The 25482-nt window shown below is 42.7% G+C and carries 13 protein-coding genes; 2 read left to right on the top strand and 11 right to left on the bottom strand.

What is annotated here, in order from left to right:
* Positions 1 to 55 precede the first annotated feature (55 nt).
* Together alr and dnaB are read right to left on the bottom strand one after the other, a co-directional pair.
* Entirely contained in the window at positions 56 to 1132 is a 1077-nt protein-coding gene (gene alr, locus AC1EU0_RS18750) for an alanine racemase (protein ID WP_480304276.1), read from the bottom strand.
* A gap of 86 nt (positions 1133 to 1218) precedes the next feature.
* Complete coding sequence (gene dnaB / locus AC1EU0_RS18745) at positions 1219 to 2625, bottom strand: replicative DNA helicase (RefSeq protein ID WP_480304274.1); 1407 nt, start codon at positions 2623 to 2625, stop codon at positions 1219 to 1221.
* 135 nt (positions 2626 to 2760) lie between these two features.
* Here dnaB and AC1EU0_RS18740 point away from each other — a divergent pair, with 135 nt between their 5' ends.
* The gene (locus AC1EU0_RS18740) at positions 2761 to 4965 is read left to right on the top strand and encodes a S46 family peptidase (RefSeq protein WP_480304272.1); all 2205 of its coding nucleotides are present in this window, start codon (positions 2761 to 2763) and stop codon (positions 4963 to 4965) included.
* A gap of 63 nt (positions 4966 to 5028) precedes the next feature.
* Here the strand turns inward: AC1EU0_RS18740 and rsd are convergent, their stop codons facing one another.
* Complete coding sequence (gene rsd, locus AC1EU0_RS18735; protein WP_480304270.1) at positions 5029 to 5496, bottom strand: sigma D regulator; 468 nt, start codon at positions 5494 to 5496, stop codon at positions 5029 to 5031.
* A 256-nt stretch (positions 5497 to 5752) separates the two neighbouring features.
* Here rsd and hemE point away from each other — a divergent pair, with 256 nt between their 5' ends.
* Positions 5753 to 6817 (top strand): uroporphyrinogen decarboxylase, encoded by a 1065-nt coding sequence (gene hemE / locus AC1EU0_RS18730; RefSeq protein WP_480304268.1) that lies wholly within the window; start codon positions 5753 to 5755, stop codon positions 6815 to 6817.
* A 42-nt stretch (positions 6818 to 6859) separates the two neighbouring features.
* On the opposite strand, the gene AC1EU0_RS18725 is transcribed toward hemE, so the two are convergent.
* The 8 genes from AC1EU0_RS18725 to AC1EU0_RS18690 form a co-directional block, all read right to left on the bottom strand.
* Complete coding sequence (locus tag AC1EU0_RS18725) at positions 6860 to 11758, bottom strand: hypothetical protein (protein ID WP_480304267.1); 4899 nt, start codon at positions 11756 to 11758, stop codon at positions 6860 to 6862.
* Positions 11759 to 11962: 204 nt separating this feature from the next.
* On the bottom strand, positions 11963 to 13879 hold the full coding sequence (locus AC1EU0_RS18720) for an EAL domain-containing protein (RefSeq protein WP_480304265.1): 1917 nt from the start codon (positions 13877 to 13879) through the stop codon (positions 11963 to 11965).
* A 6-nt stretch (positions 13880 to 13885) separates the two neighbouring features.
* Positions 13886 to 14590 (bottom strand): transglutaminase-like cysteine peptidase, encoded by a 705-nt coding sequence (locus AC1EU0_RS18715; protein WP_480304263.1) that lies wholly within the window; start codon positions 14588 to 14590, stop codon positions 13886 to 13888.
* A 25-nt stretch (positions 14591 to 14615) separates the two neighbouring features.
* On the bottom strand, positions 14616 to 15224 hold the full coding sequence (locus AC1EU0_RS18710; RefSeq protein ID WP_480304261.1) for an OmpA family protein: 609 nt from the start codon (positions 15222 to 15224) through the stop codon (positions 14616 to 14618).
* A 16-nt stretch (positions 15225 to 15240) separates the two neighbouring features.
* Positions 15241 to 16626, bottom strand: a complete 1386-nt coding sequence (locus AC1EU0_RS18705) for a TolC family outer membrane protein (RefSeq protein ID WP_480304259.1) — start codon at positions 16624 to 16626, stop codon at positions 15241 to 15243.
* Between the two features lie 13 nt (positions 16627 to 16639).
* Positions 16640 to 18022: an HlyD family type I secretion periplasmic adaptor subunit gene (locus AC1EU0_RS18700; RefSeq protein WP_480304257.1), complete on the bottom strand. Its 1383-nt coding sequence runs from the start codon at positions 18020 to 18022 to the stop codon at positions 16640 to 16642.
* Positions 18019 to 20184: a type I secretion system permease/ATPase gene (locus tag AC1EU0_RS18695; protein ID WP_480304292.1), complete on the bottom strand. Its 2166-nt coding sequence runs from the start codon at positions 20182 to 20184 to the stop codon at positions 18019 to 18021. Before AC1EU0_RS18695 ends, AC1EU0_RS18700 begins: the two co-directional genes overlap by 4 nt.
* 75 nt (positions 20185 to 20259) lie before the next feature.
* Positions 20260 to 25482 (bottom strand): Ig-like domain-containing protein (locus tag AC1EU0_RS18690; RefSeq protein WP_480304255.1); only part of this gene is annotated, 5223 nt, incomplete at its 5' end.

Raw genomic sequence — 25482 nt, 5'->3', positions numbered from 1 at the left:
AGTCTGGCTTTTTCAGTTTATCACGGCAGATATTCGATGTTTGTTCAGCTGGAGTTTATTCCAAACAAACCGCTACACGTGGGGTCAACTTAGTCATCAGCTCATAAGCAATGGTGCCAATATGTTCAGCCACTTCTTCAACAGGAAGTGCTTTACCCCATAGAGTCGCTTCATCACCGACTTTATCTTGAGCATCAACACCTAAATCAACCGTAAGCATATCCATCGACACACGCCCGACTATCGGCACACGGCGACCATTCACCCAAACTGGTGTCCCTTCTGGGGCATTGCGAGGATATCCATCACCATAGCCAATCGCCACAACACCTAGCACTGTTTGTTGTTTGGCTTGCCAATATGCACCATAACCGACACTTTCGTTGGCCTTTACTGTTTTTATTGAAATAAGTTGCGACTTTAATTCCATTGCCGGCGTTAATTCATGGTTTGTCCCCAAGTCACCTACAACTGGTGATATGCCATACAAAGCTATCCCTGGGCGAACCCAATCACCATGCGCTTGTGACCAATAAAGCGTTGCTGCTGAATTCGATAAGGTACGTTCGCCATCTAAGTCCTTCGTCAATGATTCAAACAGCTCTAGTTGATTTTGAGTCATGCCATTATTAGGTTCATCAGCACAAGCAAAATGCGTCATTAGATGGATCGGCTTTTCAACATTGGGACAATTCACTAAGCGTTGATAAATGGCAGTAAATTCTTCTATCGATACGCCAAGGCGATTCATACCCGAGTCCAATTTTAACCATACTTTGATTGGCCTAGGTAATCTCGCTTGTTCCAGCATTTCTACCTGTGATTCGTGGTGGACGACGGTTTCTATATTGTGATCTACCAACTTGTGTAGATCGATTTCATGAAAAAAACCTTCAAGCAGTAACAACTTCTGTTGGATCCCCGCATCGCGCAGCATTAAGGCTTCTTTTAATCGAGCTAAGCCAAAACCATCAGCCTCAGTTAAACATTTTGCGACATTGATTAAACCATGTCCATAACCATTAGCTTTGACAACAGCCATGACTTTACTGTTTGGTGCGATGACTTTTAATTGCTCAAGGTTGTGTTTTAACGCGCGACAACTCACCTCTGCGCGGGGGAAAGGCTTCAAAAAATTATCCTGCTTAGAACTGTGAATAGTCAAAGGCTACCTATACTCGTGATACCTGAAGATGCAGTATTTCAGCGAGAATTAAGTTAATCTTCTTCAAACTGTGGACCAGCGAAGTTATCAAAACGCGACCATTGACCTTGGAAGGTTAAACGTACACGTCCAATCGGGCCGTTACGCTGCTTACCAATAATGATCTCAGCTGTGCCTTTGTCTTCCGAATTGTCGTTATACACTTCATCTCGGTAGATGAACATGATCAAATCCGCATCCTGCTCGATAGAACCCGATTCACGCAAGTCAGAGTTTACTGGGCGCTTATCAGCACGTTGCTCCAAAGAACGGTTAAGCTGTGATAACGCAATTACAGGAATTTCTAATTCTTTTGCTAATGCTTTAAGCGAGCGTGAAATCTCCGCAATTTCCAACGTACGGTTATCGGACAAAGCAGGTACTTGCATCAACTGCAAGTAGTCCACCATGATCATCGACAAACCACCGTATTCACGGGCAATACGACGAGCACGAGAACGAACCTCAGTCGGTGTTAGACCCGATGAGTCATCAATGTACATCTTGCCTTGCTCCAGCATAATGCCCATTGTAGAAGATACGCGCGCCCAATCGTCATCGTCCAAGCGACCAGTACGAATTTTGGTTTGGTCAACACGACCTAAGGATGCCAACATACGCATCATGATCTGCTCAGAGGGCATCTCTAAGCTGAAAATCAGTACTGGCTTGTCTTCGTGTAAGGAGGCTTGTTCACACAAGTTCATCGCAAAGGTGGTTTTACCCATAGATGGACGAGCGGCGACAATGATCAAATCTCCTGATTGGAAACCAGCAGTCATATTATCCAGATCGGAAAAACCTGACGATACACCTGTCACACCGTTATGCGGATTGTTATATAGCTCTTCGATTTTATCGACGGTTTTTTCAAGAATGCTTTTGATGCCTTCAGGGCCTTCATTGGCATCGGCACGTTGTTCGGCAATTTTAAAAACTTTACTTTCAGCAAGGTCAAGTAATTCACTCGAACCACGCCCTTCTGGGTTATAACCGGCATCAGCAATGTCATGAGCTACACGGATCATTTCACGCACCACCGCACGTTCACGCACGATTTCTGCGTAAGATAAAATGTTGCCCGCACTCGGCGTATTTTTGGTGATTTCAGAGATGTAAGCAAAGCCGCCGGCATCATCGAGCTGATTTTCCAGCTCTAGCCGCTCGGTCACGGTTACTAAATCTAACGGCTGGCCACTTTCCACCAGCTTAGACATGGATTCAAAGATCAAACGATGCGAGCGAGAATAAAAATCCTCTTTGACTACGGCTTCTGATACTTTATCCCACGCTTCGGCATCCAGCATAAGCCCACCAATAATGGATTGTTCAGCTTCTAACGAATGCGGCGGCATTTTAATGCCTTCGACTTGGGCATCTTTCGCCTTAAATTGTTTTCTTGCTGCCCCTTGCTGTGCCATTCATGCTCCTGTATAGCGCGATGTAAATCAATGCGGTTTCTTTTAACAATCGGCGCTGTAAATATGATATAAATTCAAACCCTCAGCCCTAGACATCATTCTAGTGGAATTCGCAAGATAAATTAAGGAATAACTATGCGTAAGGCACTCATTGTCGCCTTGGCTCTTTCATCTGGCTCTGCAATGGTTCATCGTGCTGCCATCGCTGATGAAGGACAATGGCAACCTCATCAACTCCCTTCAATAGCAGATAAACTAAAACGACGTGGCATTGAGATCCCAGCGAAAAAACTGGCTGATCTCACTCAACATCCAATGAATGCTGTCGTAAGTTTAGGATACTGTACCGCGAGTTTCGTGTCTCCGAAAGGCTTAGTTGTAACCAATCACCACTGTGCTTATGGTGCCATTCAACACAACAGTAATAAAGACCATAACTATTTAGCCGATGGTTTTTTAGCAAAATCAATGAGTGAAGAAGTATCAGCGGGTGCCAACGAACGCCTTTACATTACTGAAGATGTAAAGAATGTCACTGATACTGTAACGGCTGACTTAGGTGACGACCCACTCACTCGTTATCAAACCATTGCTCAACGTCGTAAAGATTTAGTTAAGCAATGTGAATCAGATCCTAACTACCGCTGCTCCGTTCGTAGCTTTCACAATGGATTAGAATACTATCAAATCAAACAACTTATCATTCGTGATGTGCGCTTAGTTTATGCGCCATCTGAACACGCAGCCTCTTTTGGTGGAGCGATTGATAACTATGAATACCCTCGCCACAGTGCTGACTTTACCTTTTTACGCGCGTATGTAGGCAAAGATGGTAAACCTGCTCAGTTCAGCAAAGACAATGTTCCTTACGTACCCAAAGGCTTCGTTAAAATTAACGAAAATGGTGTGAAAGCAGGTGATGCTGTATTTGCAGCCGGTTACCCAGGTCGCACCAGTCGTTATCGCCTCACATCAGAGCTTAAATTTGCTAACGACTGGCAATATCCACATTTGGCTGAACGCTATCAACGTCGTATTGATACCATTGAACAAATGGGCGCTGACAATAAAGACATCAAAATCCAATACGCCAGCACGCTTGCATCAACCGCCAACCGCATGAAAAAGCTAAACGGCTTATTAGACGGTTTCCGCGCTACTGATATTGTCGGTATCAAGCAACACAAAGAAAATGAGTTTAAAGCATGGCTTGTTAAGCAGCAGCCTAATAGTGAGATTGTCTCTAACCTAGAAGCTTTGCTTAAAAAGCAGCACGCCAACTACATGCAAGGCTTCTATTTTGACAATGCTCAATCCAGTGCATTACTCGAAGCTGCCAAGCGTTTATATCGTCTTGCCAACGAAAAGCAAAAGCCAGATGCGAAACGCGAGGCTGGCTATCAAGAGCGTGATATGAAGCTATTTTCTGCTCGCCTGAAACGCTTAGATACTCGCTTTGATGCCCGTGTGGATAAAGTATTGTGGCTGCAAGATTTGATGGCTTATGAAAAGCAATCTAACCGCGTAAGAGCACTGGATACTTGGCTTGCACAAGACAAAGTACCATTAAAGCAACGAGTTGCTAAGATGTATGCTCAATCGCAGCTTACCAAGCACGAGAAACGCTTACACTGGATGAATGCCTCCGTTGCTGACTTTAAAACCAGCCAAGATCCATTCATTCAATTAGCTGTTGCGTTGTACGACACCAACATGCGTAATGAAAAAGCCGCGAAAACCTTAGCGGGCAAACTGTCTATTGCGCGTCCTGCTTATATGGCATCTATCATTGCCTATAACAAATCTCTAGATTTACCTGTATACCCAGACGCTAACGGTACATTGCGTGTAACCTACGGTGTGGTTGATGGTTATCAAGCGCAAGATGGTATGTACAAGCAACCTTTCACTAAGCTAGAAGGTTTAGTCGCCAAAAATACGGGAGTAGAACCATTTAATGCTCCAGCGAAGTTACTTAAAGCGATTAAAGACAAAGACTACGGCAGTCATGAAGTTGAGTCAGTTTACCCTGATCCACGCAGTATGCTTTGCCGCTTATTCTCATGTGAAGCTGACCCTGCTAAGTTTGAGTCTGTGCCAGTTAACTTCTTATCAAGCGTAGATACAACAGGCGGTAACTCTGGCTCGCCAGTATTTAACGCTAAAGGTGAATTGGTCGGTCTAAACTTCGACTCTACTTACGAAGCCATCACTAAAGATTGGTTCTTCAACCCAGAAATCACTCGCGCGGTTCACGTGGATATTCGTTACATTCTATGGATGATGGATAAAGTCGATCACGCTGATAATCTGTTGAAAGAGTTGGATTTAGTGAAATAATTAAACTCCAATAACAATAAAGCCTAGGTACTTATGCCTAGGCTTTTTTATGAGACGATAAAACTACGAATGATACTCATGCAATACTTCTAACAATTCATCCTCATAGCCAAAACGATTTTCAATTGAGCTGCCTAGACGAGATAAATCATCATCCAACTCTAACAACACATTATCGCTGGTTGCTTGAGTGTATTTATCACTAAAATCAAGAACAATGTCAGTGCTGGAACTGATTTTCGGGAGTAGTTGTCTAGCCAATTCTTGACTGCTGGAACCGTGCTTTTCACAAGCTGAAACCACTTGATCATACACTTCAAAATGCCCCTCTGACACATAGTCTACAAGGGCGTTACAAAATTCTTTTACATTATCAAATGATGGTAAGGATTGCTCTTCCGTTTCGTAAGGCGGTAAACCAGCTAATTTAAAATACTGGATTAATAGATTACGACGATGACTGAGCCATTGGTCGATCAGTTGGTTAGCTCCACCCCACCGCTGTTCGGCTTGTTCTAGTTTGCTTAGCATCCTGTTTCCCAATTGTTTATTTTCCCTACAGTCTAATGTAAGTAACAATCGACGGTTTGATCAACCTTTTTCGAATAAAAATCGATTACTTTATTATCATTGTCTGTTGAGTTTGATCTTAATCACATCTAGTGCGTTTAACTTTTATAAAGGTCTTGATTTAGCACATTTTACACCAAATAACGCTAACTTTGATCACAGTTCTCAGGTACACTACGCCCCAAATATTTTGACTCGAAGTTTAGGAACCAGCCTGATGACTGAATTAAAAAATGATCGCTATTTGCGGGCGCTACTAAAACAACCTGTGGATCGCACTCCTATTTGGATGATGCGTCAAGCGGGGCGTTATTTACCAGAGTATCGTGCGACTCGTGCTCAAGCTGGCGACTTTATGTCTTTGTGTAAAAATGCTGAACTGGCTTGTGAAGTTACCCTACAGCCTTTACGTCGTTACGATTTAGATGCGGCGATTTTATTCTCAGATATTCTCACCATTCCTGATGCCATGGGGCTTGGCTTGTACTTCGAAACGGGTGAAGGCCCTAAGTTTGAGCGTAAAGCGGATAGCATGGCAGCCATTGAAAAGCTAGCAATCCCTGATCCAGAAGACGAGCTTGGCTATGTAATGAATGCGGTCAGCACTATTCGTCGTGAGCTAAAAGGCGAAGTACCACTAATTGGTTTCTCTGGTTCTCCTTGGACGCTCGCCACCTATATGGTTGAAGGCGGTTCAAGCAAGACCTTTGAGAAAATCAAAAAAATGGCATATTCAGAGCCAAAAGCGTTGCACTTGCTATTAGACAAACTGGCTGATTCCGTCATTTTGTATTTGAATGCACAAGTCGCAAACGGTGCTCAATCGCTAATGATTTTCGACTCTTGGGGTGGCGCTTTATCTCATAATGCCTACCGTGAGTTTTCACTACCATACATGCAAAAAATCGTGGATGGGTTAACTCGTCACGCTGATGGTCGCCAAGTGCCTGTTACTTTATTTACCAAAGGTGGCGGTTTATGGCTAGAAGCTATGGCTGAAACGGGCTGTGATGCCCTAGGTTTAGATTGGACGGTTGATATTGGTGATGCTCGCCGCCGTGTGGGTGAGAAAGTGGCACTGCAAGGCAACATGGACCCATCTGTACTTTATGGCACGCCAGAGCGTATTGAACAAGAAGTGAAGTCTATTTTAGCCAGCTACGGCAATGGCACAGGTCATGTGTTTAACCTTGGTCATGGTATCCATCAGCATGTGGATCCTGAACACGCCAAAGCCTTTATTGATTCTGTAGTAAAGCACTCAGGGCAATATCATAAATAATTTACTTTAGGCTGAGGTTTACCTCAGCCTAATATCTGTCATTTATTGCTTAGCTGTAGCCCATTTTACTGAAGGATTTTTATCCCTGATCACAAAACCTGAGCGCGGCTGGAACATATCAGTGTTTACTACTGTCAAGCCTGGAACAGCATTACGGCAGAAGTATTGGGTATACCAGATTTTTTTGCTCTTAAAATCAGGCTGAGATAAACGTAGCACTTCAGTTCCGCAATGAACAACATTATTGTTTAATGTACTTAATCGCGATGCATTTGTCTCCAGCAACTCTTGTTCTGCGTAGAAGACTTCTAGCTCTTGAGCTTTCGCCTGCTTGGGAGGTTTTCGCTCAACAGAAATAGCGGCAAGGCAAAAATCTCGATAAGCATTAATAAATGCAGATGCAACTTGAAGCGCCCCTAAGGCTTGACAAGCTTTGTCAGTAACATCAAATTTTTCATATTTAGGGTAAGGTAAAATCTCGAAGTCAGCGCCTTCTGGTTTTGTAACAATGCCTGTTTTACCATCACGCTGTAACGTTGAAGCATAAGTCACAACAGAAGCTTTTATCTGTTCCATATGCTGTTCAGAAATATCTATGGACACTGGATTGAGTTCTAAAAATTCGACTAAATTCTGATGTCCTTCAAACTGTCCCATAAACTCAGGGGAGGTTAAAAATCTACAGCCATAGAAAATGCCCTGTAACCCCTCTGCGGTTAATTGAGAATAATCCAACTCTGTTATCAGCTGTATAAATAGATCAGGTTCTTTTTGAGCTAAATACAGCATGACTTCTTTGGTACACGGCTTGGTTATGAAGCGTAAATCTTTTTGGAACTCTTCAAGAGTACAAACAGCATTGGTATTTATCTCTCCCATCTGTTTCACTATTTCAAAAAAGCGACGTTTTTGCGGACGTGAAAGTGGTAAGTCACAATTAAGCATTAAATGGTCTCGTAATGCCGCACGGCGAGCATCCGTCATATGTCTCTCATCAACGGCCGATAAGTCACCAAATTTTTCAGCCCCTAAAGCACTCAGCAACCCTTCGCAATACACTTTTTCAACTTCAAATTCTACCGCCCCTTTCATCTGTAAATAGTCATCGCTGGTACCATCAGAGTCTGCACTGACTGGTACATGCTTTCGTACTTGTATCTCGACAAGTTCAGGAATATGAGAAGAAATTTGTGTAGGTTGCAATAGTTTACGCTTATTTTTATGAGTTACTGTTTTTCTTTGAGTCGCATCAAAATCAAGCATCAACGCTTGTTTACGTAACCTTACTTGCTCTTCATAAACCGGGTGAAATAAAAACTCTATCGATTGTACGTCTTTAGTACGGGTTTCTTCATCATATTCTTCCAGTTCTTCTCTGAGCGTTGCTTCAGCTCTAAGTAGTGATTTGATATTTTTAATTAGCCCATCTAGCTCTGCTAATGCATCATGATGCGCTTGCAACTCGTCAATTTGTTGAAGTCTAGTTTGGTGTTCATTCTCTGCCTCTTTTGAAATCAATACACCGTTTAGAGAATCTTGCCCGTATTGATCTTCAGCGTCATCTAACTGATCTAGCTCTTCAACTAAATTCGATAGCAGTAGTGCAGCTTCAGCAGTATATCTATCTAAACTGGTATCCGCTTTTGTTTGTGCAGCCGTCATTCTTTGTTGACGAAGCTCAACAACGGTAGCACTGGCTCTTGTGGCTAAATCCTTAACATCGTCGTAATCACTTTCTTTTAATCTTTCCAATAACTCTATCTTACCCGTTTTCGCAGGTTTACCCTTTTTGGCTCCCACTCCGTCAAGTTTGTTCAGTGTCTGCTCCAACGGCTCTTCAATACTAAGGCGAGATTTAACGCTAATATTAAACGCTTTTGTTGACAGTATTTCTGATAACGTTTGCGCGTGTACTTTCTTAACTTCACCTACTTTTGGATGAGTCGCGGCCTCATTAACTTTAAGCAAAAATCTCGACAGAATGTTGGCTACCGTCGTTCTTAATACCGCCCCCTCAAGCTCATCAGAATCTATGTAGTTACGCATCTCAACTAACTTAATGGCTTTTGTTCCTAATGCTTGTTTACCACCATGGTCGATTCTGTTTAGCCTCATCTCAACAGCCTCACCATCTTGCTCTAGTAAGCAAGCCCTTGCCATGAGGTGAACTAAGCAGTTACGTAATCTGCGCTTTTGCAAATAAGTGAGCTCTTTGCCTTCGGATGCTAAACGATCTACTAATAAATATGCTTCAACCATGAAGTTACCACTTTCAACACCCAACTCTTCAGACGTTCTTGCCTGCATCGCTTGCTGAAATACTGTGAGTATACTCTCTGGTAATTCAACGGCTAAATCCAGCTCTAATTTCTTAGCTTCGGCCTGAACTGCCCCAGGCAGAGAGTTAATATCCGCACTCGTTAGTGATGTTTCCACTTGTTTTGAAACAACATTTTGAACTACAGCAACCTCAGCCGCTGCCATTTGAGTTTGTAATGTGAGTGATACTTGCGGATCATTGTCTTGCCACTCTAAAGATTGTTCTTGAGGTAGGTCTATGGCACCCCAACCAGATGAAGGTGTATTCAATGACAATGGTTGGTTTAAAGACAATGGTTGAAGAGGATGCTGTAGAGAACGCTCAGCATCCTCTTCTTCAAAATCATCAGGTCTAGCTTCACTCAAGCTTGGTAAAATGTCGGCAAAATTAAAGTCGGCATCATCTTCGCCATCTGATGTCTCGATATAATCTTCAAGAGGAGCACCTTCAGGAATGTTTTGTGGTTCCAAGGGCTGTGATTTTTTCACAACAATGGATTGATCGGGCTTTATGTTCAATGGAATGATAGACGGGACTTTTAAAACATCTTGTTGCTTAACATCTACCCCCATAAACGTCATGATGGATTCATCAGGTTGACTTTGAGTTATCCATGTTTCATCTGTCCTAAAATCCTCAGGCACAATTGATGGAACGACTCTTTTACGGTCTGAACGTCTTTGTCTACGTTGTTGTCTAGCCTCCTCCTGCACTTGCTGTTGTTTTTGCTTAACAACGACTTCTTCCGCACCATTATCTACAACTGAGCCATCATCACTAACGTCTTTACTTGGTTGCTGAGGCCTTGAGCCAACCAATGACGTTTGTGAATTAGAGCCTAGTCCGGTTTCAAACGGAGACGCACCTTGTGGAGTATGGAATGACTCTGCCGAATCAGTACTTCCTCTTGCTGCTGGGGATATCTGATAACTAGCGAATGATGGCTGATTTTGTTCTTTGACGAGGAACTCATTAGATAAACTTTTCGATCGTGCTTCTTCGGTTTCTGGAGATTCATCATCACCTGCAATTTCAAAAAGGGGCAATGAACTTACCGACAACTTATCATCAGTTTCTTCGGAGCTCTCTAACTTTGCAGCTGCAACCATCTGCTCAAATAATAATGTATTTTTGGCTAGTCGTTGCTTTTCGTCTTGCTCTGGCGCTGATTCTAGTTCTAGCAATGAATCTCTCTGTGCCACACTATCATGTTCGGAAGTAACTGACTCTTCTTGTGATAAACTTTGAGCTAGAGGTTGTTCTGGTTCTGGTTCTAATGGACGAGGCTGTGCTTCTGAAGAAGGAGCCTTATAGGGGTTCTTTATGCTAGTAAGTGTTACAAGCTGTTTTAATGATTCGTGTTCTTCTTTTTCATCAGCCGTAAACTCTATGAGCTGAATCGTGTGCGCCTCTCCATATTGCTCCACTATTTCTCGTTTAGGATTAAATTTTGTAGCTATAATAGCACTATGAGCTTTCATTACATTTGCAGTTGCAATGCGATCATAATCCTGACTAATACATACAGACACTTTTCCTTTAAGGATGACACTCAGGACCACACGTTGTTCTGCTTTCGTTAAGCTTGACAGCAAATCGGGCCGGTAAGCTAAGATACTTTCTAACTTCTGTTTATCCAATAGGCTTAGCATGACTGCCTTATCATAGATGGAAAGAAGGTTAAAGGTTCTAACAAACTGTTCTGGTGTAAGGTTAGTTAAAACCAACCTTACATTAACGGAACGTTCAAATAATGGATCGTGTGCAGTAGTCATTGCTCCTTTGCACCCATTATAGAATACCGACTGGACATCTTTATCGCTTAGCTGACTCACTAGCGCTGGTAACGTATGCGGGCGAAATAATGCTAACACATTGTTAAGCTGAACTCGATCTAACTGAGGCAACTCGGCTACCACAAAATTGGGCTCTTTTACCACCACTACCTCAAGAGCTTTTATATAGCTATCTGTGCTACAGTGCTTTAATTCTGAAATAACACTTTTAGTAACTAACGCCCTACCAGATTTGAGCAAAGCTGCTTCGGTATTGATGTTAGTCGCAGCAGCACCTGATTGGTGCTCTTGGCCATATGTATCTGTGTCTATTTCTTCCTCGCTTTCTGAAGCTCTGTCACTCGCTTGATCTTGTGCTTGTTGTGTAGCAAGCTCTCGGTCTCTGATCTCTGTAACAATTTCTATAAATCTTCCAGGATCTTGCTGATAAATACGATCTAATATAACAGCACCATTTTCTGGGTATTTCATTAATGTATTAACAACAATTTCCAGCGGTAATTGGCTTTTAATTAATGCAGAGTGTAATAGCGCTTGTGCGGTATGATCCTTGCCTGTAGTTTCACTTAAACTGACAAGATGCTCAGGTTCTGATTTTGAGCTAGCACTGAAAAAGCCTTTTAGGAGCTTGCCTTTCCCCCCCGTTTGAGCAGATAAAATTTCGCCATCTTGAATGACAAAGCAATACTCAGCTTTGGTACTCGCGCCACCTTTATGGTTGAATGAGATCACTTGCCTTTGCCCGCCTACGATTGCATTTTTTAAGTCTTGATTGCTTTCTAATCTATCTAGACATTGCGGTTCAACCAACCTAAGCTCGAACATAAAGGTACTCCTAGTAACTACTTAGATTTCAGCAGCTTTCAATATTCATAAAAATTTTATCTATGCCAAAAATAGTATTAGTTCGGGTAATCCGCAATTAATCCTTAACAGGAGTTCATATTCTTAAGGTAAGTTAACTTTAGGTTAATAGGCTGTATGTTTGGATCGCTGCTCCGCGATGGAGCAGCCGTTTAAGGAGAGAAATTAGAGTTTTACTGGGGGCTCTATAAATCCTTGATAACCTGCAAGTTTGAAATCTGATAATGGGTCTAATTCAACCGGCTGTTGAATTCCGGTAACAATGGTTTTTATATCCAACCCTTTTGCAACATTAATTAAAGCCGTTACCACTTCTTTGTTATCTGTATGCTCGATATCTGCCGCAAGCCCTTGGTCAAGTTTTACATAATCAGGGTTTAGAGTTTGTAAGTACGACATTGAGCCAAGCTGGCGTCCATAATGGTCAATACCAACCAAGCAACCCTTAGCTTTCAATAACTGACACAATTTATCGCACGCATCAAGATTTGAATGAACAGCGGCTTCTGGGATCTCAAAACTGAGTTTATCAATCAATGTACAATCGGCTAAGAAATCCTCTAACCAAGTGTAAAAGTCATCATCTTGTATGCTTTGCTTTGTTAAGTTGATGGCTAGTTTTCCGATGTATTTCTGTAAGGCTGGGTTTGCATTGATAGAAGATAATAAGCATTTATCTAACATGCAGCCTAAAGAAAATAGCTCAACGTAAGGCATAAACTTACCGGCATTAATCACTTTACTGTCTATTTCGAGCTGGCAGTATAACTCTCGATGCAACTCAGATTGGCCTGACATGGACAGTACTGGTTGCCAACGAAAGTGAAACTGCTGTGCTTCTATCGCTGCCGTTAAATTTTTACGCCACTGCTGACGATCTAGGCTTTGTGGTTCATCAGTCTCCAGCCATATATACACTTTTTCTTGCTGAGATGCTGATTGAAGCGCGTTATCTGCTTGAGATAAAAGCTGAGAAGCGTTCATTTCTTCTAATCGCTCTGCGACACCAAGCACAAAGCCTTGATTAGCATTACCACCTGAGCGGGTGATTTCTTGGTTACAAGTCCGAATAAGGGTTTGTAAATACTTGCTTAGCCTTTCATGTTCAACATCAGGGATCATAAAGGCAAATTCAAAAGCGGCAATACGAGCAATAACCGATGAAGAAACCTTATCTAACTCAGATTGCAGAGTCTCTGAAAGTATGCGAATAGTTTCATCTCGCACTTCATAGCCGTAACGATTATGAACATGCTCTAGCCATTCAAATTTGGCTAAAATCAGTGCACCACTTCCCGGTTCGGTTGTCCAACTCTCCAGTCTCGACATCATGTACTGGCGATTTGGTAAACCAGATACGTGATCGACAAGATTTTTATTACGCAATTGAGTGAGCTCATTATCTAAAGAATTAAAGACTTTTGATAATTTGGTGGACATGCTATTAAAGGCTGACACTACTGGCTTTAGCTCTTGAATGTTTGGTGAGTCCATACACTGACCAAACTGCTGTTGCTCTAATTTTTTTGCATGATCGGCAAGGGCATTGAGCGGTTTGAGCAAAAAAGTGAGCCCATAACGGGCGCAAACAATGGCAACTAAAAATAATAATGCAAATATAATGATGGCATTAGTTATCACTCGCCATAACTCATAATAGCCAAATGCAGGGTGTGCGGTGATTTCAAGTTTTGCCAATTGCAGCCAACCAGACGTTACTGTGCTTTCTTTGGTAATGGCAGGAAATAAATCTAAAGCCAAAAACCACTGAGGGACTTCTTGTACTTGAAGAGGGTTTTCCCATAGCTGTTCTTTACCGTCTACAAGCCAAGTCAATTTAACTTGTTTATAAAAGCCACCCTCAAAGATAACGTTAACCAGGGTTTCTGCTTGGGCCATATCCCCCGCTTCTAAAGCTGGCACTAACATTAACCCTAATGAATGGCTTGCATTGTTAATATCAGAGCTCATCTGCTTTTGTAGAAAGCTGCGAGTTTCCGTAAATTGCAAGTACCCTAAGCACAGAACTACGAGTAAAAATAATCCGAACAGTAGCGCATATATTTGTCGGAACAGGGTCATGTTTTGCTACTCCAAATTCAGTCTAGGCAAGCGTAAGCGACTTAAACCTAAGCGTTGGTTGAGATCGTTCCATTTTTTAAGACGTGTGGCCTTCCCTGCTAACACGCCCCGACCTTTTTCTTTATTTAGCCATAATTGTTTACCGTTAAAACTGTATACAGGCAGAAGATCGGTTCGCTCATTGGCAGGTTTGATCTGCTTATCCAAATTATCCAAAATTAACGGAATTGAACCGGGGGTTTCGTAATAGGCCAATACCATATGGTACTGGTTTAATTGTTGCGCTTTTACCATGGTAATACGCATTTTTTCTTCGGGGACACCGAGCTGCAGCAGCGTGAAATACTTAGCAATCGAAAAGTCTTCACAATCGCCACCATTAACTCCGATAAACTCCATCGGCGTAGCCCAGTAGTTCGATTCGCCCCACAATTTTATGTCATCAACAAACTGAAAATAATTAAAAAAGCGATTGACCGTTTTCAATTGCTTATGCTCTGTTTGTCTTTGATTCTTTTCAATAATATCGAACCATGCATTAGCTCTACGCCCAGCTCGCTCACCATAACGTTGCTCAAGCGAAGCTACGGCCTTACCACGATTTAAGGCCGGTTGCTTAGCAACGACACTCAGCCCACATATCAATGCCAGCCATAAGAGCCATTTGTGTTTCTTTAAATGAACCGAAAGCAAACTGGTTCGAGCTACCATCTCTTCTGCCAATCCTTATTGATATTTAATACTTTTCCTGTTTATCTACAGTATAAATATCCCATTTATAATCGGCAGCACTTTTCTCGCCGGTTACTTCAGCCATCACTCGACGATTACGACTATGAGCGTAAGAGTCATGAGAGTCATCCACGGGACGATCATAACTATAGCCTTTAGCGGTTAACCTTGAAGGATTAATGCTGAATTGCTTGGTCAGTACATCCACCACCGCTTCAGCACGATTTTGTGAAAGCTTAAGGTTATGCTGATAATCACCCACTTTGCTGCAATGGCCTTCAATCACAACCTCAGTATCTGGATATTTAGTTAAAAACTCGGCCAGTGTTTCAATTTGACCGTAATATTTCGGCGCTAGATACGCTGAATCATTTGCAAACTGGATCTTAAGTTCGCGGCGCTCTTGATACTTTTTAACAGTACCGCAGCCATAATTATCAATTTCAGATTTGGCAATGGTTCCAGTACAACGCTCTCTGGCTAATACCACGCCATCGCCATCAGGATCATTAAGGTTATGCAATTGTGCCGTCTTTCCTGTCATCGGTTGCATATCGCGCATTGAACACCCAGTCACTACTACTAAACTGAGCAGTATTATCCATAGCTTCATGCTCTGATTCTCCATGTTAACCCTTGTTATTTTTCCACTCTGCAGGGCGAGTTACGCGTAATGAATCCAATAAACGTCCTGTAGAGTTTAATACTCGGTATTTAGCCGTTAATTCATCGAGCTCAGTTTGTAAATAACTTTTACGAGACTCAAACAATTCATTTTCAGTATCTAATAAATCAAGCAAGCTGCGTTGGCCGAGACTGAACTGCTGAACATAAGCCGTTTGAGTCTGTTTAGCCGCTTCGACATGTTGACGAATATAACCTTTCTGTGGACCTAATAATTCAAGGGCATTCCAAGCTAAATGCACGCCTTCAACCACTTCACGGTGAGCATTATCACGCAGTGATTTTGCTTCACCAATTTTATAGGCACTTTCTTTTTCACGAGCTAAGTCTTTACCGCCAGCGTATAGGTTATAACGCATCTTGACCATGGCTGAGTAATTTTTGGTGTGACCACCAACATCATTTTGAAACGCACCACGGCCGGTAATACCATCTTCGCCATTTAGATCATTGTTTAAGTTACCTGCAAGCTCAAGTTCAAACTTTGGATAATAGTTTGACTGGGTTGCTTCACGCTCAAACTTTGCAGCATTGATGTCATAAAACGCTGCTTTTAGCACAGGGTGGTTTTCGGTGGCAATGCTTAAACTTTCAGGTAGCGTTTTTGGGATCATATCCATATCCGCTACTGGTAAAACAAGGTTTTTAGGTTGCTGTTTTACCACCCGAATAAATTGCGCTTTGGCATCTAACACATTATTTTTAGCCGAAATAACATTGGCGTTTGCACGAGCTAAACGGCCGGTAATTTGTGAAAGATCGGCGACTGATCCTAGCCCAGAATCTGTACGTTGTTTGATTTGCTCAAAGATTTCTTCGTGAGTCGCTAAGTTTTTCAGTGATAACTTTAATACTTCCTGTGCGTGAATATAACCGATGTACACTTTAGTCACATCTAAGGCGGTATTTTCCGCAGCAGAAAATAAATTCCATTGCTCAGCGTTCATTTCATTGGTAGTACGATCTAAATCACTGCTGGTCGAAAAGCCATCGAACAACATTTGTCGAATCGTGATCCCAGCTTCGCCACGGCGTAAGCCTTCGCGATCACCATTAACAGAAGCATCACGACGTGTAGATGGTGTGTTCGTGCTTTCATAACCATAACCAGCCGTAAGCTCAACATTAGGTAAATAACCACCAAAACTTTGATTGTTTTGCTCTTCCCGCACTTTAAAGCGATTATATGCAATGCGTATTTGTGGGTTTGTATCTAAGGTATGCGCCACCGCTTGCTCTAAGGATTGGCCTTGGGCAAAAAGCGGAACAAGTCCCGCAACGATGCCAACTACCATCCCTGTCTGCTTTTTTCGCTGCTTGTTTATCATCATTTTCTCCCTGTATTTATCTTTCTCTTAGGGCGCTGTCTCTGGCTCTTAGAATCGGATTTAAAATGTATTCTAAGATACTGCGCTGTCCAGTGATCACATCGACTGACGTCAACATCCCCGGAATGATCGGCATTAAGGTGCCATCTTGTTTCTTTAAATTGGAATCTTTGGTACGCACTCGAATGACATAAAAGCTGTTGCCTTCTTCATCTTGAGTGGTGTCAGCACTGATGTGTTCAACCTTGCCATTTAATCCACCATAACGGGCGAAATCATAGGCGGTTACTTTGACAACCGCAGGTAACCCGGGGTGAATGAACGCAATATCTTTAGGGCTGACTTTCGCCTCTATCAGTAATTGATCTTCTGAGGGTACAATTTCGATAATATCGACACCCGGTTGAACTACGCCACCAAGAGTATTGATGTGTACCGTTTTGATGGTGCCGTTAACGGGCGAGGTGATCACTGCTTTGCTGACTTTGTCTTTTGCACCCACTTGAGCTTCGGTGATCCGCGAGAGCTTGGTTTGCCATTCGTTCATCTTGGAACGATTTTCAGCAGCAAACACAAATATTGCTTCTCGGCGTTTTAATATGGCTTCATCTAACGCGGCTTTGATTTTCGGGCGTAAAATTCTCAACCCCGCCAGCTCACCTTGCATATCATTAACGCCACGCTCTAATTTGAGTAATTCCACTTCTGGAACAATGCCTTTTTCAGCCAGCGGCTTGGTTAGCTCTAATTCTCTGGTTAACAATTGGTAACTGGTTGACAGTGTCTTGATTTTTGAGTTCAGCTCTTGCATTTCTTGCTGACGCTGCTGAATTTGCCTTGCCAGAATTTCTATCTGGTTTTTAAGATTGTTTAAACGTCCGTTATATTCTTCTTGCTGGCGAGCAATGAGTTGTGGTTCTTTTTGAGTTAATTCTTGGGTAAACACCATAGGCTTTAGATTAATGTTTACTTGTTTACGCCAATCTGTACCCACATCTGACACTTCTAAACTGTCTAACTCTGCTCTTAGGCGGATCAGATTCGCTTTTAAACCAAACTCTTCTTGTTCTTGCTGGGCATAATCTGAACGAAAACGGGTATCATCAATACGAGCAAGTGCCTGTCCTTTAGTGACTAACATCCCCTCTCGAACATGCATTTCTTGCAATATGCCACCATCTAAACTTTGGATAATTTGTACTTGCGATGATGGAATAACTTTACCTACGCCAGTGGTGACTTGATCTAACTCAGAAAAATAAGACCACACTAAAAAGCAGATCATCATTGCGCAAAGTGACCAGATGATCAGCCTATGCACTGTAGGCGCATCGGTTATCATTGCACCGTATACGTCATCGACCATATCAAGTTCTTCACTGGTAAGCTTCCGACTCATGCGCTCGCCCTCCCTGTAATGGAACCGTCATTTAACTGCTCTAACACTATTTTCTTAGGGCCGTCGGCAACAATGTGCCCTTGGTCCATCACGATAATGCGATCAACCAATGACAATAAGTGCATCTTATGAGTGATCAAAATTAGGGAACGATCTTGGCTCACTTGTTTCATAGCTTGCATAAATTGTTTTTCAGAACTTGCATCTAAACTGGCTGTAGGTTCATCCATCAACAGGATTGACGGATCATTTAAGCAGGCTCTGGCCAGCGCAACACATTGCCGTTGACCTCGGCTCAGTGCTAATCCTCCTTCACCAACTTGTTTATCTAAACCTTCACTGTCAAAGTTTGTAAATTGGCTGACGCCTGAGAGTTTGATCGCTCGTATAAGCTGATGCTCAGAGACTTGTCTTGTGCCAAATAAGATATTGTCTCTTATGGTTCCATGAAACAAAGTGACGTCTTGGGGCAGATACCCAAAATTACGCCTAATATCACTTGGATGAATTTGAGCACTATCTTGGCCATCATAACGAAGCCGTCCCTCAGTAGGTTGATATAGCCCTAACAACAGTTTTGCTAATGTACTTTTCCCCGAGCCATTACGACCGATAATGGCCACTCGTTCGCCGGGATTTATAGTTACAGAAAGATTTCGAACGACAGGTTTTTCTTCTTCTGAGTATTGGAATCCGGCTCTGTGTAATTCAATATTACCTTTAAGACGCTGCTTACTGACCAAGTTGCCACGCTCTTCGAACTCATCTTGTTGTTGCATGATTTGATCGAGCTGCTTTAACGCACTTAGGGTTGAGTTTGAACGATTCATTAACCCAGCCAATTGAGACATAGGAGCAATCGCACGACTCGATAACATCACCGCCGCAATGATCCCGCCCATGGTAATAGCATTATCAGCGACTCTGTAAACCCCTAGGATAACCACAGATACTGTCGTCATTTGCACCATAAAATTGGCTAGATTAGAGACTGAATTTGACAGTTTTTTCGATTTCAGCTGCCAAGTGGCAGTATGACCAATCATTTGCTGCCAGCTTTTTTGCAATACGCCTTCAGCACCATTGGCTTTGACTGATTCAAGCGCCGACAAACTTTCAATAAGATGCCCATGCTTTAAGCTGGCAAACTTGTTCCCTTCATCAATGGCTTGTTTCAGCTTGGGTTGAATATACAAGGTAAAGCCGATGATGATCACGCTGCCCACTAACGGCACTAAGGCTAAGTCTCCTGCCACGATGGCAATGATGACGATAAAAAAGATTGAAAAAGGAATGTCCACTAACGTGGTAATGGTTACAGAGGTGAGAAAATCTCGAATATGATCAAATTCCCCCAATTGCTTGGCCATCCCGCCTACGCTTGGTGCTTTTTTAGATAACGGCAGCCCCATAGCTTTAGCAAACAACTGAGATGACACAATGATATCGATTTTCTTACCCGCAATATCCGTGAGATAAGTCCGCAGCTGGCGCATGATCAAATCAAATATATACGCAATGCCTGCCCCAATAGCCAGTACCCAAAGCGAATCAAACGCCAAATTGGGTACAACTTTGTCATACACATTCATAACGAATAAAGGGGAGATCAAGGCAAAAATATTGACCAAAACGGAGGCAATCAATACATCACGATAAATGGGGAAGGCTCCCCGGACGGTTTCCCATAACCAATGACCTTTAGTCTGGTGCTCATGCATATCAAAACGATGATCACCTCGATACTGCTGCTTGACTAAGAACAAGTATCCCACATACATGGCTTCCAGTTCTTCAATGGTTAATCGATGCTCACCGCCTGATTCAGCCAGCTGGATCACCGCCTGATCATTCTCAACATCCAGCTCTCTGAGGATGCAGGCTTTTTGATCACGCAGCAGTAAAATACACGGAAACATCACCGCCGAAAGGTTATCTAAATTCCGACGAGTCAATTTAGCTGACAAGCCAGCTCTAGCGGCCGTTTGTGGCAATAAATCGGGAGTTAGTGCAGCTCCCTCAATCGGCATACCTGCAATCAGTGATTCTGCCGAACAAGGGTTACCAAAATGTTCAGTTAGCAATACCAAACAGTCAAGTAAAGGATCGGCATACACTCGCTGTGATGCCGAAATGCTCCATTGCTGTTTTTGTTCTTCCATTGTTTCTGACAAGTGGCGCTTCCCTAAAATAAATTAGCTAGGCTGACTCAGAGGTTCTAAGCCAGCAACTTCTCGTTATGGTAATAATTTATGTGCCCAATCTTGATCCGCTGATACAGGCTCTGAGCTTATATCTTGTGCATGACTACTCGCCTCAGTATCAGCCATTCGCAATTGCTCTTCAGCATCAGAGTTCATACCGGCATGCAGTCCCAGCTCACTGCTAACATCATTTCCGATGTTTACATCACGACCATGACTATCAAGTTGGATAAAGCGTGGTTCGGTTAAATCTATCGCCAAATTTAAATCTTCATTTTCAGGGGTATTGCTATCAATCAGCTCACCTTGAAGTACATCCGAAAGATAAAGTTCCGTTTCTTTATTATCGATATTACTTTGCAAAGATAAGTTCTTAGTGGAGTGGTGTGCCGTAAATTGCGGTATCAACGCATCTTCAAAATCAATGCCTGAACCAAAAATATCATCGTGTTGACCAATATCGAGTTTGGAAGATTGAATAAGGTCAGCAGCAAAATCTGCTGTATCAGTATTACTTTCGGCAATGACATTGCCGTTGCTATCAAGTAACTCGACTTTTATCGATAAAGATTCGCCACTTATGGTGAGGTTTTGGCCATTAATGTTTTTAAGATTAATGCTATCGAGTTTCCAGCCATTCACATTGCCGATATTAATTACATTGGTATCAATGAACGTAGTATTATTCTCGACAGTGAAAAATACTCTAACATTACTGACATTAGAGGTATCACCATTAATAACACCATTTAAATCTAGTGAAACGGCTTCAGCGTTACTAATGGTTAGATCGTTCCCTAGACCAGTTCTGATATTCGCTGTGACCATTTCTTCAGTGGTATGAACACGAACTTCAATGGGTGAGCTCGCATTACCCGCGGCATCTTTAACGATCACTGAAAGCGTTAAGTCATCTGTGACGGCGAGTGATTGACCATCTTTGAGTTTTATCTGATAGTTACTACCATTTTGAATGACTTCAAAACGGTTATCTGCATCACCTAAAATCTCAAATTGAGGATTAGCACTATCGGAAACAGCAAGCTCACCAACGATGGCTCCATGATGTCCTGCAAGCACGCCCACTTCACCTAATTGCCCTTCGTTATCAGGGTTGACGATTGAGTTCCATTTCACATTGTCTATAAGGGTACCGCGCGCACCATGGTGGCCATTACTTTCATTGCCCACTTCTGTTAATTTGAGTTCATTATTTCCTTCTTGTGCAACAAAACTCACTTTGTAGGTATACCAACCAGAACCAACCGGAATAGCCGTTATGCTATAGCCATCAGCAATTTCCAATACACCATGATCAGGTCTCCAACCAAAGTGAGGGTTAATTTTTGCGACAACACTTCCGTTCCATGAAATTTCGACAATACTCTCATCATTGGTTCTACCATCTGGCGCTCGACTCTTAAGATCAATACTTAAGCTATAAGTGTTATCCACTTTTAGATTTGTTAGGGTTTGAGTCGAAGACCCATTATTTACTCCACCTATGTCTAAATGGTGGCCAAGCTGAGCACCAAATCGATTTTGCCCTAAGTTAACATGTCTATCTTCATGTATATCAACGCCATCGAGTACCCAATCATCAATTAACGAAGCATTATTCGCTCCTGAACTTAACCACACATAACCCATACCATCGTCATAGTTTGAGTTTGCATTACCATCTGCTTTATCGAAGTGCTCGAAATTTTCGAAAGCGATTAAGTTACTACCAACGTTTGATGAAATGAATGATACGGTTGGTGCAATAATATCAACAGAGTAACCTTCAATATCGGTAATGGTATGAGATTGATTTTGGTCATCAGTCACATTGACGCTGGCTGAAATTTGGTTATCTTCTTTAAGGTCTTCACCTTTGACCTCGATGCTAAAACGCCCATTGGGATCAAGTTGACCTGTATATGGCTTGCCATTAACAGTAAGAGTCACCGAATCTCCTCCGTTATACTGACCAGTAACTTGACCAGAAATCGGGATCATACTCTGGCTTTCTGCTAGGTTGATGACATCGTCTTCAGTGATATTGCTATCTAGGGTGACTTTAGCAATGGTTGTGAAATCAACAGTTCCTGTTGTCGACAGCAGCCCATCACTGACAACATAAGTCAATGAGCCAAAATCAGCATCCACATCGTACTCATCTGAAACTTCAAATTTAAGACCTGCTAGTTGCTCAAGGGTCAAGCTCATGTCATTGGTGACCACAGTCCCATCTGATAAGGTAATAGCACCCAAGTTTGGCAAGCCAGTGACTCTAATAGTTAAAGAGCTAGTATCAGTATCTATATCAGTAGGCTGAGGTACATTAAGGTCAACTTGTGAATTCGTCCCCGTAACATTTACCGAAATATTCTCAACACTTGGTGCATCATTGACTGGAGTCACTGCGATATGCGCCGTAGCCGTATCGGTATTACCTGCTGGATCTTTAACGGTATAATCGAAGCTCACTTGCCCATTAAAGTCTGGGTTAGGAACAAAAGTGATTGTGCCAGTATCTTTATCAAAGCTTACAGTTCCGTTTTGCGCGTTAGATACTGATATTATTTCTAAAACATCACCATCAGGATCAGAATCATTAGCTAACAAGCTTGCCACTGAAATAGTTATTGGTTCATCTTCTAAGTAGGTCGTATTACTTACATAATTTCCTAACGGCTCAAAAGTAAAATCACCATTTCCATCTTTTTTCGCCAGTTCTGGCTGGAATAAATACCGACCACCTTGATCCCAATAAATAATTTCTATTGAATGCAAACCAGCTTGCTTAACAGTAAACTCTGCGTGTTCAGTCCCTGTTGGAGGCTGGTTTCTATCAACTATAGCCCTAACATCACCATCGATTTTAATCTGGTAACCATCATCAGCACGAACTTTAAACTTATAGGTACCAGCCTCTAAGGATACGAGCCCCGTCATCTTCAAAATAGCATCGGAAGTATCTGCAGGATCATGGCTCAATGAATCTGCATCAGAGCCTAAGAATTTTTGTAGGTTTTCTCCTTTACCAAGGTTAAAACTCGCACCATCTCTCATTTCATAATCAATGTTAGATGCCGAGAAGGTCGCATCCGCACTTCGGCCAGTAATAAAATCTACAACATCTTGAACTGATGATAGGTTTTCATTGTTATTTAATGACTGCTCGTAACCAAAATACTGACCACTTAGGCCTCCGAAATAATCATCATTGGCGTTGGGGGGAGTAGTGTCTAAGCTGTAACCTTCACTGTCCGTGGCAGTGGCGCTGTTGCCGGCACTGTCGGTGACCGTCACGCTGGCGTCGATGGTGCGATCTGGATCGGCCACTAAGGCACTGCCAGCGACACCAATGGTGAAAAAGCCTTGGCTGTTGGCGTCACCGGTAAATTCTTGTCCGTTGACCGTCAAGACCACTTCTTGCCCTTGACTAAAGTCTCCTTGAATACGACCGCCAACTAAGATGGTACTACCCGCTTCGGCGGCATTGATCACGTCATCCACCGTAATGTTCTCATTGAGGGTGATGCTGATACTCGGCAAGATTGTATCGATGATGGCACTGTCACTGCCTTCTGGTGAAGTGTTACCAGCAACATCTCTAATGCTGGCCGTGACCTCTATCGTTTCACCATTATCTGGTGCACCCACCGCCAAGTCATAGTAACCATTGCTGATGTCATTCGTTGACAACTCATGCTCAACACCATTTATGATCAGCGAATCACCGACTTGTGCGTTGGTGCCATTCAGGCTGATACGAACATTGACTTGCCCATCAAGCTCGGCGGCATTGATGATACCGTCGTCATTACTATCTTCAAGGATCTCAACTAAGGGAGCAGTCAGTACAGAAGCATCAAAAGTGACTATTTGTTCATCAGTGCCACCGACATTGCCAACATTGTCGATAACGCGAACTTGATAGTCCACACTGTCGCCATTACTGCGATGGGTATTATCGTCGTAACTCCAAGTTCCGTTCGCTCTATTTAGTGTGACCACTGACCACGTTGCACCGCCATCAAAGCTAATCTCAACGTTATCATTAACCTTTAAATTACCTCCAACAGTCCCAGATATGGTAATGCCATCTAGGTCATTGGTAATAAAATCACCCACGGTTCCACTGTCATCACTAATAGCAGTAATTTTAACGGTTGTACTTGGGGTACTATTATCAAAAAGCACCGACTGGTTTGTGCTATCACCAACATTTCCAGCCGTATCTACAATTCGCACATGGTAAACTTGTAAGGCATCAGAGGTATCATAACGAGTGGTAGCATCTTCAAATCGCCAAGTGCCACCGTCTCTGTCTAAAATAACTGCTGTCCAAGTCGTTCCTCCATCAAGGCTGATCTCTACAATTTCATCGTCAGATAAAGTGCCATTAACGGTGCCGAAGATGGTAATACCATCTAAATCATTGGTTATAAAGTCGCCAACATCTCCACTGTCTTCGCTTATGCCTGTGATCAGAAGGCTTGCTGTTGAGATTGTTGTATCGATTTCAACAATTAACCCCTCTGAAGTGTTGCTGTTCCCCGCTGCATCGGTCACTTTTACCGTCAGGTTGTGCGTGCCTTGTGGTAACGGCGTAACTGGCGTGAAACTCCAGTTGCCATTGCTGCCTTTAACGGCTTCACCTAGTTTGGTGTCACCATTGAAGATTTCAACTAAGGCCACATCATCATCGATGTTGTCCAAATTGAAGGTTGGCGTGGTGTCATTAGTCAGGTTATCTCTATCGCTACTGCCGCTGTCACTGCTGTCGACAAGGTCTATCTCCGGCTTCGCAACCTGCGTATCTACAACGATATCCAGTACATCGGAAGTGTTGCTGTTCCCCGCTGCATCGGTCACTTTTACCGTCAGGTTGTACGTGCCTTGTGGTAACGGCGTAACTGGCGTGAAACTCCAGTTGCCATTGCTGTCTTTAACTGCTTCACCTAGTTTGGTGTCACCATTGAAGATTTCGACTAAGGTCACATCATCATCGATGTTGTCCAAATTGAAAGTTGGCGTGGTGTCATTGGTCAGGTTATCGCTATCGCTACTGCCGCTGTCACTGCTGTCGACAAGGTCGATCTCCGGCTTCGCAACCTGCGTATCTACGACGATGTCCAGCACATCGGAAGTGTTGCTGTTCCCCGCTGCATCGGTCACTTTAACTTTAACTTTGACCTCACCATCGGCAAATGCGCTTAAGTCTTGCGGTGACAGCGTCCAACTGTCACCATTTTTGGTTGCATC

Source organism: Parashewanella sp. 2210YD4-3, from assembly GCF_056591735.1.
The sequence above is the reverse complement of the archived record's forward strand: the minus strand, read 5'-3'. Positions and strand labels throughout refer to the sequence as shown.

What these genes read in the sequence shown, in the direction of transcription:
- dnaB (WP_480304274.1), bottom strand. Translation starts at nt 2,625, where the DNA reads ATGGCACAGCAAGGGGCAGCAAGAAAACAATTTAAGGCGAAAGATGCC.
- AC1EU0_RS18740 (WP_480304272.1), top strand. Translation starts at nt 2,761, where the DNA reads ATGCGTAAGGCACTCATTGTCGCCTTGGCTCTTTCATCTGGCTCTGCA.
- rsd (WP_480304270.1), bottom strand. Translation starts at nt 5,496, where the DNA reads ATGCTAAGCAAACTAGAACAAGCCGAACAGCGGTGGGGTGGAGCTAAC.
- hemE (WP_480304268.1), top strand. Translation starts at nt 5,753, where the DNA reads ATGACTGAATTAAAAAATGATCGCTATTTGCGGGCGCTACTAAAACAA.
- AC1EU0_RS18725 (WP_480304267.1), bottom strand. Translation starts at nt 11,758, where the DNA reads ATGTTCGAGCTTAGGTTGGTTGAACCGCAATGTCTAGATAGATTAGAA.
- AC1EU0_RS18720 (WP_480304265.1), bottom strand. Translation starts at nt 13,879, where the DNA reads ATGACCCTGTTCCGACAAATATATGCGCTACTGTTCGGATTATTTTTA.
- AC1EU0_RS18715 (WP_480304263.1), bottom strand. Translation starts at nt 14,590, where the DNA reads ATGGTAGCTCGAACCAGTTTGCTTTCGGTTCATTTAAAGAAACACAAA.
- AC1EU0_RS18710 (WP_480304261.1), bottom strand. Translation starts at nt 15,224, where the DNA reads ATGAAGCTATGGATAATACTGCTCAGTTTAGTAGTAGTGACTGGGTGT.
- AC1EU0_RS18705 (WP_480304259.1), bottom strand. Translation starts at nt 16,626, where the DNA reads ATGATGATAAACAAGCAGCGAAAAAAGCAGACAGGGATGGTAGTTGGC.
- AC1EU0_RS18700 (WP_480304257.1), bottom strand. Translation starts at nt 18,022, where the DNA reads ATGAGTCGGAAGCTTACCAGTGAAGAACTTGATATGGTCGATGACGTA.
- AC1EU0_RS18695 (WP_480304292.1), bottom strand. Translation starts at nt 20,184, where the DNA reads ATGGAAGAACAAAAACAGCAATGGAGCATTTCGGCATCACAGCGAGTG.